We start from the raw sequence: 19,004 nt of genomic DNA, 5'->3' as shown, positions 1-19,004 counted from the left end.
GCCTGCGCGGCCTGATGCAAGGCCACCAGCGACGACGAACACGCCGTGTCGACGGTGATCGCCGGGCCCTCCAGCCCGAGGAAGTAGGCCAGCCGACCAGAGATCACACTGGTCGACTTGCCGGTCAGGAGCAGGCCTTCCATGCCCTCCGCGGCCTGATGCAGCAATGAGCCGTAGTCCTGCGACAACGCGCCGACGAACACGCCCGTCTGGCTGCCGTGCACCGATTCCGGGCGGATGCCCGCCCGTTCGAACGCTTCCCAGGCGACCTCCAGCAGCAGTCGCTGCTGCGGATCCATCCCCTTCGCCTCACGCGGGCTGATCCCGAAGAAGCCCGCGTCGAACCCGGCCGCGTCGTACAGGAAGCCGCCCTCGCGGACGTAGGTCTTGCCCGGCCGGCCGGGATCGGGGTCGTACAACCCCTCGACGTCCCAGCCACGGTCGACCGGCAGTCCCGAGATCGCCTCGGTGCCGGACGCGACCAGCTCCCACAGCTCCTCCGGCGAATCCACGCCTCCGGGGAGCCGGCATCCGATGCCCACGATCGCCACGGGCTCGTCCAGCGCGGCGGCCGTGACCACGGCTGCGGCAGTGGGCGCCGCCTCGCCGAGCAGTTCACCGCGCAGGTGCCGGGCCAGCGCGGCCGGCGTGGGGAAGTCGAAGACCGCTGTGGCCGACAGGCGAAGGCCGAGCGCCGTGGTCAAGCGGTTGCGCAGCTCCACCGCCGACAGCGAGTCGAAACCGAGCTCCTTGAACTTGCCGTCGGGCCGGACCGCCTCGGGGCTCGCGTGCCCCAGCACGGTCGCGGCGTGAGCGCGCACCATCTCCGCAAGCTCACGTTCGGCGTCGGCCGCCGGCATCCCGGCGAACCGCTGCCCGGCCGTCGCACCGCCCGCCGAACCGGCCGCGGCGATGCGCCGCACGGCACGCGGGCGCACCAAGGCCCTGAGCATCGCGGGCAACGCCCCGTTGTCGCCCTGCTCCAGCCGCGCGACGTCCAGCCGCGCCGGAACCAGCGCCGCCTGGTTCGAGGCGACGGCCGCCTCGAACAGCGCCATGCCCTCCTGCGCGGTCATGGGCTCGACCCCGAGGCGAGCCATGCGGGTCAGATCCACGTCGTCCAGGTGGCCGGTCATGCCGCTCCTGTCGGACCACATGCCCCACGCCAGGGAGGTGGCGGGCAGGCCGTCGGCGCGGCGGCGCTGGGCCAGCGCGTCGAGGAAGACGTTGGCCGCCGCATAGTTGCCCTGACCCGCGTTGCCCAGGACACCCGCCATCGACGAGAAGAGAACGAACTCGGCGAGGTCCTTCTCGCGCGTGAGCTCGTGCAGATGCCACGCCGCGTCCATCTTGGGGCGCAGCACCGCGTCCAGCCGCTCGGGCGTCAGAGCGGAGACCAGGCCGTCGTCCAGCACACCCGCCGTGTGAACGACCGCGGTCAGCGGATGCTCGGCCGGGATCCCGTCCAGCAAGCCGGACAGCGCCTCGCGATCGGAGACATCGCACGCCACGACCTCGGCCGTCGCTCCGAGCCCGGCCAGCTGCTCGACCAGCTCCCCGGCGCCCTCGGCCCCCGCGCCGCGCCGGCTGGCCAGCAGGAGCCGCCGCACCCCACGCTCGGTCACCAGATGCCTTGCCAGCAGCCCGCCCAGCGTGCCCGTGCCGCCGGTGATCAGCACCGTGCCCTCCGGGTCCCGCACCGGCGGCATGGTGAGCACGATCTTCCCGACGTGCTGGGCCTGGCTGAGCACGCGGAACGCCTCCGGTGCCTGCCGCACGTCCCATGTCCGTACCGGCGAGTGCCGCAGGGCGCCGCGCTCGAACAAGGCGACGATCTCGGTCAGCATCTCTCCGAACCGCTCCGGCTCCTGCGGAGCGAGCCTGGCCATGTCGAACGCCTGATACGCCACACCGGGGTGGGCTTCGGCCACCTCGCGGGGATCGCGGAGGTCGGTCTTGCCCATCTCGACGAAACGCCCGCCGCGGGGCAGCAGCCGGAGCGAGGCGTCCACGAACTCCCGCGCCAGGCAGTCCAGTACGACGTCCACGCCCCGGCCGCCGGTGGCCGACAGGAACCGCTCCTCGAACTCCAGCGTCCGCGACGAGGCGATGTGCTCCTCGTCCAGCCCGGAGTCCCTCAGCGCGGCCCACTTGCCGGTGCTCGCCGTGCCGAACACCTCCGCGCCCAGATGCCGCGACAGCTGCACCGCGGCCATGCCCACACCACCCGCGGCGGCGTGCACGAGCACCGACTCGCCCGATCGCAGCCCCGCCAGGTTCACCAGGCAGTGGTACGCCGTCGCGAACACCATCGGCACCGACGCCGCGTCCTCGAACGACCAGCCCTCGGGGATCGGCACCACCAGCCGGTGATCGGTCACCGCCACCGGGCCGAACGCCCCCGGCACCATGCCCATCACGCGGTCGCCCGGCTCCAGGCCGGTCACGGCCGAGCCGACCTCGGTCACCACCCCGGCGCCCTCCATGCCCATGGAGGCCTCACCCGGGTAGACGCCGAGCGCGATGAGCACGTCCCGGAAGTTGAGCCCGGCCGCGCGTACGGCGACCCTGACCTGGTGCGGCAGCAACGGCTCCATCGCCTCGGGGGCTCCCACCAGCGACAGGGCGTCCAGCGTCCCGCGGCTGGTCACGTCCAGCCGCCACGCCGCCTTCTCCCGCGGGGGCATCAGCATGCCGCCGGCCTCGGCCCGCACGAGCCGCGGCACCAGGACCTCTCCCCCGCGCACCGCGAACTGCGGCTCACCACGGGCAAGCGCGTCCGGCAGCACCCGCAGGGAACGTTCGTCCCCGTCAACATCGACAAGGACGAGACGATCCGGATTCTCCGTCTGCGCGGTGCGCAGCAGACCCCAGACCGGCGCCAGGGCGAGATCCGGCCGCTCGTCGTCCCCGGTCGCCACCGCGCCACAAGTGACCAGCACCAGCCGCGTGTCGGCGAACCGCTCGTCGGCCAGCCACGACTGCACCAAGGCCAGCGCCTTGCGCAACTCGGCGCGAGCGGAGGCGGGATCGGCGGAGACGGCGTCTTCACCGGGGAGGCGGCAGGCCAGGACGAGTTCGGGTCGAGAGGCGGACGCGGTGTCTTCGAGCTCGTCGCCGAACGCGGACAAGTCCGCATACCGCTGCATCTGCACGGCGTCCAGAACGACGCCCAGCCCGAGTGCGTCGTCGCCCACGAGCGCCCAAGGACCGGACGGAGCACCAGCGGTGTCCTCCACCGCCCGGCCCACCCACTCCATGCGGAACAGGTGGTCCTCGCCGCCTGTCGTCACGGCCTTCGCCAGCTGTTCGGCGGTGATCGGCCGCATGGCCAGCGACCCCACCTCGGCGACCGGCTGCCCAGCGGGATCGGCGAGCCTGACTCGCACTGACCCGGCGTCCGAGGGGGTGATCTGGACGCGCAGCATCCGGGCGCCTACGGCGTGAAGCCGCACGTTCGACCACGCAAACGGAAGAAGCACCTGATCCGGGTCCTGCCCGGGACCGGTGACCACGATCGGGTGGAGCGCCGCGTCCAGAAGAGCGGGATGGACGCCATGACGGTCAACGTCGGCAGGGATGTCGCCGGCGTCGTCGGTGGGCAGGGCGACCTCGGCGTAGATGGTGTCGCCGTTGCGCCAGGCAGCGGTCAGGCCCTGGAAGGCGGGCCCGTACTGGTAGCCGCGATCGGCAAGCTGGTCGTAGAGGGCGCCGGTGGGGAGGGGGGTGGCGTCGGCCGGCGGCCAGGCCGTCGGCTCTGCCCACTCGGCCGTGTCCGGTGTGGTGGACGCCTGAGGGGCGAGAGTGCCGGTGGCGTGGCAGGTCCAGGTCTGGTCGGGGGTGGCGTCGTCGGGCCGGGAGTGGACGGTCAGGGCCCGGCGGCCGTCGTGGTCGGCTGCCTTGACGTGCACCTGCAGGTGGATGCCGCGGGTGGCCGGGAGTGTGAGGGGTGTTTGGAGGGTGAGGTCCTCCAGGTGGGGCGTGCCGGTGGCCTGGCCTGTGTGGAGGGCGAGTTCGACGAACGCGGTGCCGGGCAGCAGAACGGTGCCGGAGACCGCGTGGTCGGCCAGCCAGGGGTGGCTGCTCAGCGACAGGCGCCCGGTGAACAGGTGGCCCTCACCGTCCGCGAGGGCGACGGCGGCACCCAGCAGGCCATGATCGGCGGGGTGCTGGCCGATGGCATGGGGATCGGTGCCGGGTCGGTCGGCGTCCAGTAGCCAGTAGTGCTCGTGCTGGAAGGGGTAGGTGGGCAGGTCGAGGTGGGTGGGGCGGGTCGCGGGATAGAAGCCTGACCAGTTGGCGGTGGCTCGGGTGTTGGTGTGGGTGGTGGCCAGGGAGGTCAGTACGCGTTGCCAGGAGTCGTCGTCGCGGCGCAGGGTGCCGGTGATGGCGACGTCGCCGGTGTCTCCGTGGTCTTCGGCGGTCTCCTGAAGGGGGTGGATGAGGACGGGGTGGGGACTGGCCTCGATGAACAGCGTGTGGCCGTCGTCGAGCAGGGAGCGGGTGGCGGCTTGGAAGTCGACGGTCGTGGCCAGGTTGTCGTACCAGTACTGGGCGTTCATCACCGTGGTGTCGGCCATCGGCTCGCCGAGGTGGCCGGTGACGGTGGAGTAGAACGCGACCGTGGCCGGCTGCGGCTCGATCGGAGCCAGCAACTCCAGGAGGCGGTCGTGCAGAGCCTGGACGTGCGAGGAGTGGGAGGCGTAATCCACCGGGATCTTCCGGGCCCGGATGCCCTCCCCCCCGCACTGAGCCAGCAGCTCCTCGACGGCGTCGGTGTCACCCGCGACCACCGTGGCCGACGGTCCGTTGATGGTGGCGACGGCGAGCCGCCCGTCCCACCGGGCGATGAGGCGCTCGGCGTCCGCCACGGCAAGGGGCAGGGAGGCCATGCCGCCCTGACCGGCGATGTGGCCGATGGTCTGAGAACGCAACGCCACGATCCGGGCTGAGTCCTCCAGCGAGAGAATCCCGGCGATGTGGGCGGCCGCGATCTCACCTTGAGAGTGGCCGACCACCGCGTCCGGGGTGATCCCGAGGTGCTCCCACATGCGGGCCAGAGAGATCATCATCGCCCACAGGGCGGGCTGCACCACATCCACCCGCTCCAGGCCGGGAGCCCCGGGTGCTTGGGTGAGAACGTCGATGAGGTTCCAGCCGGTGAACGGCTCCAACGCCGCCGCGCAAGCCGTCAGCTGCTCGGCGAACACCGGCGAAGTGCGCATCAGCTCCACACCCATGCCGACCCACTGCGACCCCTGCCCCGGAAAGACCAAGACGGTCTTCCCGGGCTGAGCGGGCACCGTTCCAGTGACCACATGGGCAGAGGGCTCACCGCCGGCCAACGCCGCCAAGCCACTTCGGAAGTCGGCGGGCTCCCGGCCGATCACCACTGCCCGGTGATCGAAGGCTGAGCGGCTCGCCGTCAGCGCGTGACCGATCTCGGCAGGCGTCGCGTCCGGGTGGTTGTCGAGATGATCCAGCAGCCGCCGCGCCTGCTCGGCGAGCGCCGTCTCCGACTTCGCCGACACCAGCCACGGCAACGTACCGCCCGTCACCACCACCGGTTCTTCGGCGGTGTTCTCGCTCTCCGGGGCCTGCTCGACGATCAAGTGCGCGTTGGTGCCACTGATGCCGAAGGAGGAGATCCCGGCGCGGCGCGGACGGTCGATCTCAGGCCAAGCGCGGTTCTCGGTCAGCAGCTCGACGGCACCTGCGGTCCAGTCGACGTGCGGGGTCGGCTCGTCCACGTGCAGCGTGCGCGGCAACACCCCGTGCCGCAGGGCCATCACCATCTTGATCACACCGGCCACACCGGCCGCCGCCATCGTGTGCCCGATGTTGGACTTCAACGACCCCAGCCACAACGGCCGGTCTTCGGGACGGTCCTGACCATAGGTCGCCAGCAGCGCTTGGGCCTCGATCGGGTCACCCAGCGTGGTACCCGTGCCATGCCCCTCCACCACGTCGACCTCGTCCGGCGTCAGACGGGCGTTGGCCAGGGCCTGCCGGATCACCCGCTCCTGCGAAGGCCCGTTGGGAGCGGTCAGGCCGTTGGACGCACCGTCCTGGTTGACCGCCGAGCCACGCACAACCGCCAGCACCGGGTGGCCGTTCTTCCGCGCGTCCGACAACCGTTCCAGCAGCAGCAGGCCGACACCCTCGCCCCAGCTCGCGCCGTCGGCGGCGGCCGCGAAGGACTTGCACCGCCCATCGGCGGCCAGTCCACGCTGCTTGCTGAACTCAGTGAAGACACCAGGCGTCGCCATGACGTTGACGCCACCGGCCAGAGCCAAGGAGCACTCGCCGTTGCGCAGCGCCTGGGCGGCCAGGTGCAGGGCCACCAGAGAGGACGAGCAGGCGGTGTCGACCGTCACCGCCGGCCCCTCCAACCCGAAGGTGTAGGCGACACGACCCGACGCGACGCTGCCCGCGCTCCCGTTGCCTAGGTATCCCTCAAGGTCTTCCGGGACGGAGTTGAGACGGCTGGCGTAGTCGCCGTACATGACGCCCGCGAAGACGCCGGTGGGGGTGGCGTGCAGAGCGGTGGGGTCGATCCCGGCGCGTTCGATGGTCTCCCAGGCGACCTCCAGCAGCAGCCGCTGCTGAGGGTCCATCGCCAGGGCCTCACGGGGACTGATCCCGAAGAACGCAGGATCGAAGGCGTCGGCGTCATCAAGGAACGCACCATGACGCGAATACGACTTGCCCGGCTTTCCGGGCTCAGGGTCATACAGCGCCTCGACGTCCCAGCCACGAGTACTCGGGAACTCCGCGACGGCATCCGTCCCGCCCGCCACCAGGTTCCACAAGTCCTCCGCCGAGTGCGCGCCGCCCGGGTACCGGCAGCCGATGCCGACGATGGCGATGGGCTCGTCGGCGGCGAGGGGCGTGACCGTCGCGGCCGGGGCGACGGCGGGTGCGTGGGCGGTCGAGACGAGGGCGGCGCGGAGATGGGCGACCAGGCGGTGCGGGGTGGGGTGATCGAAGATCAGTGTCGCGGGGAGACGCAGGCCGGTGGCGGCGTTGAGGCGGTTGCGAAGCTCAACGGCGGTCAGCGAGTCGAACCCGAGGTCCTTGAACGCCTGATCGAGGTTGATGGCATCGGGCGTGGCGTGGCCCAGGACGGCCGCGACGTTGCTGCGGACGAGGCCGGCAAGAGTGTCTTCTGCCTCCGCAGGCGAGAGGCGGGCCAGGCGATCGGCCAGGGTGACGGCATCGGCCGCCGTGGTGGCCTTGCGGACGGGAACGCGCACGAGGCCCTGAAGGACGGCGGAAACAGCGCCGGCCTCCAGTTGGGAACGGAGCAGAACGGGGTCGATCTTGGCGGGGGCCAGACAGGCGGTGCCCGTCACCCGGGCGGCCTCGAACAACGCCAGCCCCTCGTCCGCCGTGATGGGCTTGATCCCGAAACGAGCCATGCGGGTCACATCGACCTCGGCCAGATGACCGGTCATGCCGCTGCTGTCTGACCACAGTCCCCACGCCAGGGAGGTGGCGGGCAGGCCCTCGGCGCGACGGCGCTGGGCCAGTGCGTCGAGGAAGACGTTGGCCGCCGCGTAGTTGCCCTGCCCCGGATTGCCCAGAAGACCTGCCATCGAGGAGAACAGGACGAACTCGGCGAGGTCCATCTCGCGGGTGAGCTCATGCAGATGCCAGGCAGCGTCGACCTTGGGACGGAACACACTGTCCATGCGCTCGGCCGTCAAGGACGTGATCACGCCGTCGTCCAGTACGCCCGCAGCGTGCACCACGGCGGTCAGCGGATGCTCGTCAGGGATGGCCGCCAAAAGCTCTGCGAGAGCATCCCGATCAGCGGTGTCACAAGCAGCGATGGTGACCTTCACACCCAGCTCAGCCAACTCGTCGGCCAGTTCGGGCGCGCCCGCAGCGTCCAGCCCGCGGCGGCTGACCAGCAGCAGATGACCGGCCTGGCCGGCCATCGCGTACCGGCGCGCGAACAACGCGCCCAGCGTGCCCGTGCCACCGGTGATCAGAACCGTGCCGCCCACAGCGGGCTCCGGCACAACAGCCTCGTCGGACGGGATCTCCCGCACGAGCCGGGGGACGTACAGCTGTTGATCGCCGTTCCGGACAGCCACCTGCGGCTCGCCACTTGCCAACGCCGCACCCAGCACATCAGCCGAGAGGGCGCCCTCGTCCTCCACATCGATCACGACGAAGCGGCCCGGGTTCTCGCTTTGGGCCGTGCGGAGCAGACCCCACACAGCCGCGTCCGCGAGATTCGGCGACTCGGTATCGGCATCGACCACGACGGCTCGCCGGGTGACCACGACCAGGCGGCCATCGGCCGATCGCTCCTCGGCCAGCCGCGACTGCACCAAACCCAACACATGCTCAACAGCCCCGCGCACCGAGCCGGGAACATCTCCGGAATGCTCCAGCACGCCGGTGGCGACCACCCCATCATCAGGCGACGACGCGATCGGCCCCTCCACAACGGGCATGGGGGTCCAGGCCAGACGGAACAGGTGATCCTCTCCCCTCGCCGCAACGGTCTGCGCCAACTGGTCGGTGGCGATCGGCCGCATGGCCAGCGATGCCACCTCGGCGACCGGCTTCCCAACGGGATCAGCGAGCCTGACGCGCAGCGTCCCCGTCTCTGAGGGAGTGATCTGGACCCGCAGCACCCGGGCACCCACAGCGTGAAGCCGGACACTCGACCACGCGAACGGAAGGAGCACCTGGTCCGAGTGTTGCCGGGGACCGGTGGCGGCGATCGTGTGGAGCGCGGCGTCCAGAAGAGCCGGGTGGATGCCGTAGTGATCGACGTCGGTGGTGTCGGTGGGCAGGGTGACCTCGGCGTAGAGAGTGTCGCCGTGGCGCCAGGCCGCGGTCAGGCCCTGGAAGGCGGGGCCGTACTGGTAGCCGCGATCAGCAAGCTGGTCATAGAGGCCGTCGGTGGGCAGAGGGGTGGCACCGGCTGGCGGCCAAGCCATCAGGTCCGCCCACTCGGCCGTGTCCGGCATGGCGGACGCCTGGGAGGTGAGGACTCCGGTGGCATGGCGGGTCCAGGGCTGCCCGGGTGTGGCGTCGTCTGGCCGGGAGTGGATGGCCAGGGTCCGGCGGCCGTCGCCTTCGGCTGCCTCCACCTGCACCTGCAGATGGACACCACCGGAGGCCGGGAGCGTGAGAGGTGCTTCGAGGGTGAGGTCTTCCAGGTGGGGACTGTCGGTGGCCTGGCCGGCGTGCAAGGCCAGCTCGATGAAGGCCGTGCCGGGCAGCAGGGGGGTGTCGAAGACCGCGTGATCGACCAGCCAGCCGTGCGTCTGCAGTGACAACCGGCCGGTGAACAGGTGGCCGTCGCCGTCCGCGAGGGCGACGGCGGCACCCAGCAGGCCGTGGTCGGCGGCGTGCAGGCCAATGGAGTGAGGATCAGTGGCGGTGGTGCCGTCGAGCAGCCAGTAGTGCTGGTGCTGGAAGGGGTAGGTGGGCAGGTCGAGGTGGGTGGGGCGGGTGGTGGGGTAGAAGCCCGACCAGTTGGCGGTGGTATGGGTGTGGGTGGTGGCCAGGGAGGTCAGTACACGTTGCCAGGTGTCGTCGTCACGGCGCAGGGTGCCGGTGATGGCGACCTCGCCGGTGCCCGCATGATTCTCGGAGGTCTCCTGCAAGGCACTGGTCAACACTGGGTGAGGGCTGGCTTCAATGAACAGCGTGTGCCCGTCATCCAGCAGGGCGCGGGTGGCGGCCTGGAAATCAACTGTGGTCGCCAGGTTGTCGTACCAGTACGCCGCGTCCATCACCGTCGTGTCAGCCACCGGGCCACCGAGGTGACCGGTGACGGTGGAATAGAACGCCACGGTCGCCGGTCGCGGGTCGATCGGTGCCAGCTGCTCCAGCAGCTGGTCGTGCAGGGTGTGAACGTGCGGGGAGTGGGCGGCGAAGTCCACTCCCGGGACTTCCCAGCGCATCATCCCGGCCTTGGAGAGCGTGGCGTTGAACTCGGCCATCGCGTCCACCGAGCCCGACACCGTCACCGTGGCCGGGCCGTTCACCGCAGCCACCGACAGGCCGCTGTCGCCGTCGGCCAGCATCGCCCGTACCTGGTCGGCGGGGGCCAGTACGGTCAGCATCCTGCCCGGCCCGCAGATCTCCACCAGTGCCCGACTGCGCAGTGCGACAAGGCGCGCCGAGTCCTCCAACGACAGCACACCAGCGATATGCGCGGCAGCGATCTCGCCCTGGGAGTGGCCGACCACCGCGTCGGGGGTGATCCCGAGGTGATCCCACATGCGGGCCAGAGAGATCATCATCGCCCAGAGGGCTGGCTGGACCACATCCACCCGATCCAGGCCGGGAGCCTCGGGCGCCTGTGTCAGGACGTCGATGAGGTTCCAGCCGGTGAACGGCTCCAACGCCTCCGCGCAAGCCGTCAGCTGCTCGGCGAACACCGGCGAAGTGCGCATCAACTCCACACCCATGCCGACCCACTGCGACCCCTGACCGGGGAAGACGAACACCGTCCTGCCAGGTTGGGCGGCCGCCGTTCCGGTGACCACGTGGGCAGAGGGCTCACCGGCGGCCAACGCCGCCAAGCCACTTCGAAAGTCGGCGGGTTCCCGGCCGATCACCACCGCCCGGTGATCGAACACCGAACGGCCCGCCACCAGCGCGTGACCGATCTCGGCAGGCGACGCATCGGGGTAACGGTCAAGGTGATCCAGCAACCGCCGCGCCTGCTCACCGAGCGCGACCTGGGACTTGGCCGACACCAGCCACGGCAACGTTCCATCCGTCACCACCACCGGCTCCCCGGCGGCGTTCTCGCTCTCCGGGGCCTGCTCGACGATCAGGTGCGCGTTGGTGCCGCTGACGCCGAACGAGGACACACCCGCACGGCGCGGACGTCCCGTGTCCGGCCACGCCCGCTCCTCCGTCAGAAGCTCAACCGCGCCGGACTCCCAGTTGATGTGCGGCGAGGGTGCGTCGACGTGCAGCGTCCTGGGCAGCACCCCGTACCTCATGGCCATGATCATCTTGATCACGCCGCCCACACCCGCCGCGGCCTGGGTGTGCCCGATGTTCGACTTCAGCGAACCCAGCCACAACGGCCGATCTTCCGGCCGCCCCTGGCCATAGGTCGCGATCAACGCCTGGGCCTCGATCGGGTCGCCCAAGGTGGTGCCGGTGCCATGGCCCTCCACGGCATCGATCTCATCCGGCGTCAGGCGAGCGTTGGCCAGGGCCTGCCGGATGACGCGCTCCTGCGAAGGCCCATTGGGCGCCGTCAAACCGTTGGACGCGCCGTCCTGGTTGACCGCCGAGCCGCGCACGACCGCCAGCACCTGGTGGCCGTTCTTCCGCGCGTCCGACAGCCGTTCCAGCAACAGCAGGCCGACACCTTCACTCCAGCCGACGCCGTCCGCCGCCTCGGCGAAGGACTTGCATCTGCCGTCCGCCGCAAGCCCACGCTGCTTGCTGAACTCGGTGAAGACATCAGGCGTCGCCAGGACGGTGACGCCGCCGGCCAGGGCCAGGGAGCACTCCCCCTGCCGTAGCGCCTGCGCGGCCAGATGCAACGCCACCAGGGAAGACGAGCAGGCGGTGTCGACCGTCACCGCCGGCCCCTCCAACCCGAAGGTATAGGCGACACGGCCAGAAGCGACGCTGCCCGCGCTGCCGTTGATCAAGTACCCCTCGAGGTCCTCCGGGAACGAGCTGAGGCGGCTGGCGTAGTCGCCGTACATGACACCGGTGAAGACGCCGGTAGGGGTGGCGTGGAGGGTGGCGGGATCGATCCCGGCACGTTCGATCGTCTCCCAGGCCACCTCCAGCAGGAGGCGCTGCTGGGGATCCGTCGCCAGGGCTTCGCGGGGGCTGATCCCGAAGAAGGCAGGATCGAAGGCGTCGGCGTCATAAAGAAACCCACCATGACGCGAATACGACTTACCCGGCTTCCCCGGCTCAGGGTCGTACAACCCCTCGACATCCCAGCCACGAGTAGTCGGAAACTCCGCGACGGCATCCGTCCCGCTCTCCACCAAGGACCACAGATCCTCCGCGGAAAGCACACCACCCGGATACCGGCAGCCGATGCCCACCACAGCCACCGGCTCATCCACCGCGGTAGCCATGACCGCGGTTCCGGCAGCGGGCGCCGCCTCGCCCAGCAGTTCGCCGCGCAGGTGCCGCGCCATCGCGGCCGGCGTCGGATAGTCGAACACCGCCGTGGCCGACAGGTGCAGACCGACCGCCGCGGTCAAGCGGTTGCGCAGCTCCACCGCCGACAGCGAGTCGAAGCCGAGGTCCTTGAACTTGCTGTCCGGCCGAACCGCCTCCGGACTCCCATGCCCCAACACGGTCGCGGCGTGAGCGCGCACCACCTCCGCAAGCTCGCGTTCGGCATCGGCCGCCGACATCCCGGCGAACCGCTGCCCTCCGGCCGCACCGCCCGCCGAACCCGCCGCAGCGATACGCCGCACGGCACGCGGACGCACCAAAGCGCCCAGCACCGCGGGCAACGCCCCGTTGTCGCCCCGCTCCAACCGCGCGACATCCAACCGCGCGGGAACCAGCGCCGCCTCGTCCAGGGCGATGGCCGCCTCGAAGAGGGCGAGTCCCTCCTGCGCCGTGATGGGCTTGAGCCCCCAGCGAGCCAGGCGAGTCAGCTGCACCTCATCCAGATGACCGGCCATGCCGCTGCTGTCCGACCACAATCCCCACGCCAGGGAAGTGGCGGGCAGACCGTCGGCGCGACGACGCTGAGCCAGCGCGTCGAGGAAGACGTTGGCCGCCGCGTAGTTGCCCTGGCCTGGATTGCCCAGCACACCGGCCATGGACGAGAAGAGAACGAACTCGGTGAGCTCCGCCCCGCGGGTGAGCTCGTGCAGGTGCCACGCTGCGTCGACCTTGGGTCGGAACACGGTGTCGACACGCTCGGCCGTCAAGGAGGTGATGACGCCGTCGTCCAGCACACCGGCGGCGTGCACCACAGCGGTCAGCGGGTGCTCGTCCGGGATCGTCGCCAGAAGTCCGGCGAGGGCGTCGCGGTCGGCGGTGTCGCAGGCGGCGATGGTGACCTTCGCGCCCAGTTCGGCCAGCTCAGCGGCCAGCTCGGGCGCGCCCGGAGCGTCCATGCCGCGTCGGCTGGTCAGCAGCAGATGACCGGCCTGCCGAGCCGTCGCGTAATGGCGCGCGAACAACGCGCCCAGCGTGCCCGTGCCACCGGTGATCAGGACCGTGCCGCCCACAGCGGGCTCCGGCGCAGTGGCGTCGTTGTCCGGCAGGGCCTCGCGCACGAGCCGGGGGACGTACAGCTGCTGGTGACCGTCGCGCAGAGCCACCTGCGGCTCGCCGCTTGCCAGCGCCGCACGGAACGAATCAGCCGAGACGGCGTCCTCGTCCTCCACATCGATCACGACGAAACGGCCCGGGTTCTCGCTTTGAGCCGAACGGAGCAAACCCCAAACAGCGGCATCCGCAAGGCTCGGCGACTCGGTATCGGCGTCGACCGCGACGGCTCTCCGAGTGACCACTACCAACCGGCTGTCGGCCGGCCGCTCTTCAGCCGGCCACGACTGCACCAGCCCCAACACGTGCTCGACAGCTCCGCGCACCGAGCCGGGAACATCGTCAGCCGAGCCGGAACGCCTTAGCCAGCCGGTATCGATCACCACCTCCGGAACGGCAGTGGTGTCATCGGGCAGAGACGCGTCCGGCACGGGCGTCCAGGCCAGACGGAACAGGTGGTCGTCTCCCCCTGTCGTGACGGCCTTCGCCAGTTGCTCGGCGCCGATCGGCCGCAGGACCAGCGATCCCACCTCGGCGACCGGCTGCCCGGCCGGATCGGCCAGCCTGACGCGTAGCGTCCCCGCGTCAACAAGGGTGATCTGGACACGCAACACCCGAGCGCCCACCGCATGAAGCCGGACGTTCGACCACGTGAACGGAAGAAGCACCTGATCCAGGTCCTGCCCGGGGCCGGTGGCGGCGGCCGGATGGAGCGCGGCGTCCAGGAGGGCAGGGTGGATGCCGTACTCAGCGGTGTCGGTGCCGTCGGTGGGGAGAGTGACCTCGGCGTAGAGAGTGTCGCCGTTGCGCCACGCTGCGGTCACGCCCTGGAAGGCGGGGCCGTGCCGGTAGCCGCGATCAGCGAGCCGGTCATAGATGCTCTCGGCGGGCAGAGGGGCGGCGTCGACCGGCGGCCACGCCGCCAGATCCGCCCATTCCGCCGGATCCGGTGTGTCCGGCGCCTCGGCGGTGAGCACACCGGTGGCATGACGGGTCCAGTCCTCGTCGTCGCCGTGTCGTGCGTGAATGGTCACGGATCGGTGGCCGTCGGGGGCGGGCGTCTCGACGGTGATCTGTACTTGGACGTTGCCCTGCTCGGGGAGTGGTAGCGGGGCCTCCAGGGTGAGTTCGTCGATGTGGTGGCAGCCGAGTCGTTCGCCCGCATGCAGGGCCAGGTCGATGAATGCGGCGCCGGGCAGGAGCACGGTGCCGGTCACTGCGTGGTCGGCGAGCCACGGGTGGTCTGCCAGGGAGATCTGTCCGGTGAGGACGGCGGTGTTGTTTCCGGCGAGGTCTACGGCGGCGCCGAGAAGCGGATGGTCCGCGGGGCTGAGGCCGAGGCCGGTGGCGTTGCCGCGTGCCGCGGGGGCGTTGAGCCAGTAGCGGCGGCGTTGGAAGGCGTAGGTGGGCAGTGCGGTCTGGCGGGCGCCGGGGAACAGCCGTCCGGTGTCCAGGGTGTGGCCGTGCAGGGCGAGGTTGGCCAGGGCGGTGGTGAACGTGTGCGGCTCGGGCCGGTCGGGCCGCAGTACGGCGAACGGTTGCGGGCCGTCTTCGCCCAGGCAGTCGCTGGCCATGGCCGTGAGGACGGGGGCGGGGCCGAGTTCCACGTACGTGGTGACGTTCTGGGCCGCCAGGGTGCTCACGCCGTCGGCGAACCGGACCGTGCCGCGTAGGTGGCGTGCCCAGTAGTCGGGGTCGGTCAGTTCTCCCGTGGTGGCGACGCGCCCGGTGAGGTTGGAGATCACGGGGATCCGTGGCTCCGCGTAGGTCAGTGTGGCCGCCACGTCGCGGAATTGGTCGAGGATGGCGTCCATGTGAGGGGAATGGAAGGCGTGGCTGACTTTCAGGCCGCGGGTTCTGCGGCCCCGGTCTTTCCACGTCTGCGCCAGTTCGCGGGCGGCGTCGGGGTCGCCGGTGATGACCACGGAGGTCGGGCCGTTGACGGCGGCCAGGTCCAGGCGTCCGGTGTAGGGGGCCAGAGACTGGCGGATCTCGTCCTCGGTGGCCCCGATCGCGATCATGGCGCCGCCCACCGGGGCGGACTGCATCAGGCGGGCCCGGTGGGCGACCAGGGTGCAGGCGTCGGCCAGGTCGAGGACGCCTGCGACATGGGCGGCGGCGATCTCGCCGACCGAGTGGCCGAGCAGGTGGTCGGGGGTCACGCCGTAGTGCTCGAGCACCCGGTACAGCGCGACTTCGAGGGCGAACAGGGCGGGCTGGGTGAAGACCGTCTGGTGCACCCGGGCGTCCTCGACCCCGTCGCCCCCGTCCTCCGCGTCGGGTGCGAAGACGATGGTCTTGAGGGGAATCGGCAGGTGCTGGTCAAGGTGGGCGCACACGGCGTCGAACGCCGCCGCGAACACCGGCTCGGTCTCGTACAGCTGTCGGCCCATACCCGGGCGCTGGCTGCCCTGCCCGGTGAACAGGAACGCGGTACGGGTCTTGGCCGACGTCGCCGTCGGGCCGCCTATCACGTTGGTGGCGGGTGTTCCGTCGGCGAGCGCGGCGAGGCCATCGAGGAAGCCGGGGCGGTCGTGGGCGATGACGGCGGCGCTGTGGGCGAATCGTGCCCGCGCGCCCGCCAGTGTCAGGCCGACGTCGGCGAGGGAGAGGCCGGGGTCGGCGGCCACGAAGGCGCGCAGGCGTGCGGCCTGAGCGCGCAGAGCCTCCTCGGTGCGGCCGGAGATCACCCATGGCCGCGGCGCGCCGTCCTCGGCGGGGGCCGCCGGCCCCTCGGGCACGGCGGGCTCGTGCGGCGTCTGTTCCAGGATGACGTGGGCGTTGGTGCCGCTGATGCCGAACGAGGACACGCCGGCCCGGCGCGGCCGGCCGGTGTCGGGCCAGGGCAGCGCCTCGGTGAGCGGGTGCACGGCGCCGCTGCTCCAGTCGACGTGCGGCGTGGGCTTGTGCAGGTGCAGGCTGCGCGGCAGGATGCCGTGCCGCATCGCGAAGACCGTCTTGATCACTCCGCCGACGCCGGCCGCGGCCTGGGTGTGGCCGATGTTGGACTTGAGCGAGCCCAGGTACAGGGGCCGGTCGGCCGCGCGGCCCTGCCCGTAGCTCGCGAGCAGCGCACCGGCCTCGATCGGGTCGCCGAGCCGCGTGCCCGTGCCGTGCGCCTCGACCGCGTCGACGTCCGCGGCGGCGAGCCCGGCCGCGGCGAGCGCCTCCTGGATCACCCGTTCCTGGGCCGGGCCGCTCGGCGCGGCGAGCCCGTTGCTGGCGCCGTCCTGGTTGATGGCCGAGCCGCGGACGACGGCCAGGATCTCGTGGCCGTTGCGGCGGGCGTCGGAGAGCCGCTCCAGGAGCAGGATTCCCACGCCCTCGCCCCAGCCCGTGCCGTCCGCGCCGTCGGCGAACGCCTTGCAGCGGCCGTCGGGCGACAGCCCGCGCTGGCGGCTGAACTCCACGAACATGCCGGGGCTCGACATCACCGTGACGCCGCCCGCCATGGCCAGCGCGCAGTCGCCGGCACGCAGGGCCTGCGCGGCCAGGTGCAGGGACACCAGGGACGAGGAGCACGCGGTGTCCACGGTGACGGCGGGGCCGCGCAGGCCGAAGGTGTAGGCGACGCGGCCGGAGAGCACGCTGGTGAAGGTGCCGGTCAGCAGGAATCCGCCGGCCCTGTCGTCCGCCTCGTGCAGCCGTGGCCCGTAGTCCTGGGCGAGCGCGCCGAGGTAGACGCCGGTGTCGCTGCCGCGCAGCGCGGCCGGGTCGATCCCGGCCCGCTCCAGGGCCTCCCACGCGGTCTCCAGGACGAGGCGCTGCTGCGGGTCCATGCCCAGGGCCTCGCGCGGGCTGATGCCGAAGAACTCGGCGTCGAACAGGTCCGCGTCGTGCAGGAATGCGCCCTGGCGGGTGTACGAGCGGCCCGGGGTGCCGGGGTCGTCGTCGAAGAGGGTGTCGAGGGCCCAGTTCCGGTTGACGGGGAAGCCGGAGATCACGTGCTTCTCGTCCAGGACCAGCCGCCACAGGTCCTCCCCCGAGGCCACGCCGCCGGGGAAACGGCAGGCCATGGAGACGATGGCGATGGGTTCGTCGGCGTCGCCGGCACGGCGCCTCGCGGGCGTCGCCGGCCCGGCGGCGGTGCCGGTCCGCAGCGCCGCGATGTGCTGGGCGAGCTGCTCCGGGGTGGGGTGGTCGAAGAGCAGCGTCACCGGGAGCCGCAGGCCGGTGGCCTCGACCAGGCGGTTGCGCAGCTCCACGGCGCGCGCGGAGTCGAGGCCGAGGTCGCGGAACGCCTCCGTGCCGTCGAGCCCGGCGTCGGCGTCGAGCTCCATGACCAGGGCGGTCTCGGCTCGGACCAGCTCCAGGAGGCCGTCCAGGACCTCCTCCGGCGTGCGCTCGCCGGCCGTGGCCGGTGCCGGGTCGGCCGGAGCCCGGTCCCCCGCACGCGACGGGTGCGCGGGCAGTTCGGTGCGTGAGGCGTCCGTGCCGAACGCCGGCCGCCAGTCCACGGTGGCGCCGGCGGCGTGCAACCGGGCGAGCGAGGCGAGGAACCGGCGCGTTCCGGTTTCGTTGCGGCGCAGCGACTCCACCACGACCGCGTCGGAGGCCAGGTCGTCCAGGGTCTGCTGGAGCGCCATGGTGATGACCGGGTGCGAGCTGATCTCGATGAAGGCCTGGTGGCCTGGCTCGAGGGCGCGGACGGAGCGCTCGAACCGCACCGTGTTGCGCAGGTTGGAGTACCAGTAGGCGGCGTCCAGCGCGGTGGTGTCGAGGAAGTCGCCCGTCACCGTCGAGTGGAACGGCACGGTCGCCGGCCGTGGCCGGATCGGCGCGAGCCCGGTGAGCACCTCCTCGCGCAGCGCCTCGATGTGCGGGGAGTGCCCCGCGACGTCCACGGGGATCCGCTTGGCCGGCGCTCCCTCGGCGGGGAGCTCGTCGAGCAGCCGGTCGATGACGTCGCGGTCGCCGGACAAGACCACCGACCGCGGTCCGTTGACCAGGCCGACGGCGAGCCGGTCGCCCGCCTCGGCGATCCTGCGTTCCAGGGACGCGAGCGGCGCCGACACCGAGATCATCCCGCCCTGGCCCGCGAGCCGGGCCTGGGCCCTGCTCCACAGCGACACCACCCGCGCCCCGTCCTCCAGGGACAGGCCACCGGCGACGACGGCGGCGGCGATCTCGCCGTTGCTCTGCCCGAGCACGGCCGCGGGCCGCACCCCGAAGGACTTCCACAGCTCGGCGAGGGCCACCATCACCGCGAACAGCGCGGGCTGGACGACGGAGTCATGGTCCAGGGACGCGGCGCCGGGCGCTCCCCGCAGGACGTCCTCCAGCGACCAGTCGACATAGGGGGCGAGGGCCCGGGCACTCGCGTCTATGGCCTCGCGGAAGACGTCGGAGTCGTCGAGGAGCCCGGCCGCCATGCCGATCCACTGGGAGCCCTGGCCGGGGAAGACGAAGACGACCCGGTCCCGTGCGGCGGCGCTGCCGCTGATCCGGGTGGCGCTCCGGTCGCCGCGGGCGAGCGCGGCCAGCTCACCGGCCGGGTCCTGGCCCTCGTCCGCCCACAGGACGGTCCGGTGCCGGACGGCGGAGGGCTCGCAGGCCGCGTGCGCGGCCGCGAGGGACAGGGCGAGGTCGCGCAGCGCGGGCCGGTTCTCCTCGTGGTGGGCGAGCAGTCGCCGTGCCCGCGCCGATACGTCATCCCGGCTCTCCCCGGAGATGATCAGTGGGAGCGTGGCGGCACGGAAGCCCGGACGGCCGGCGGCGAGACCCGCGTCGCCGCGGGTGTCGTCAACAGACAT

At 71.5% G+C, this 19,004-nt stretch carries 1 protein-coding gene (running past one end of the window); it reads right to left on the bottom strand.

Annotated elements, in window-relative coordinates; genetic code table 11:
* Positions 1–19,004, bottom strand: partial view of a type I polyketide synthase gene (locus tag ACGFNU_RS36470; protein ID WP_392601130.1) — the 5' portion only. The gene continues 15,952 nt to the left of window position 1, outside the view; the window shows 19,004 of its 34,956 coding nt (coding positions 1–19,004); its start codon is at positions 19,002–19,004; its stop codon lies beyond the left edge, outside the window.

It is taken from the genome of Spirillospora sp. NPDC048911 (assembly GCF_043198015.1).
Classification (GTDB): domain Bacteria; phylum Actinomycetota; class Actinomycetes; order Streptosporangiales; family Streptosporangiaceae; genus Spirillospora.
Note: the sequence above shows the minus strand (reverse complement) of the source record. Positions and strands in the feature narration are given on the sequence as shown.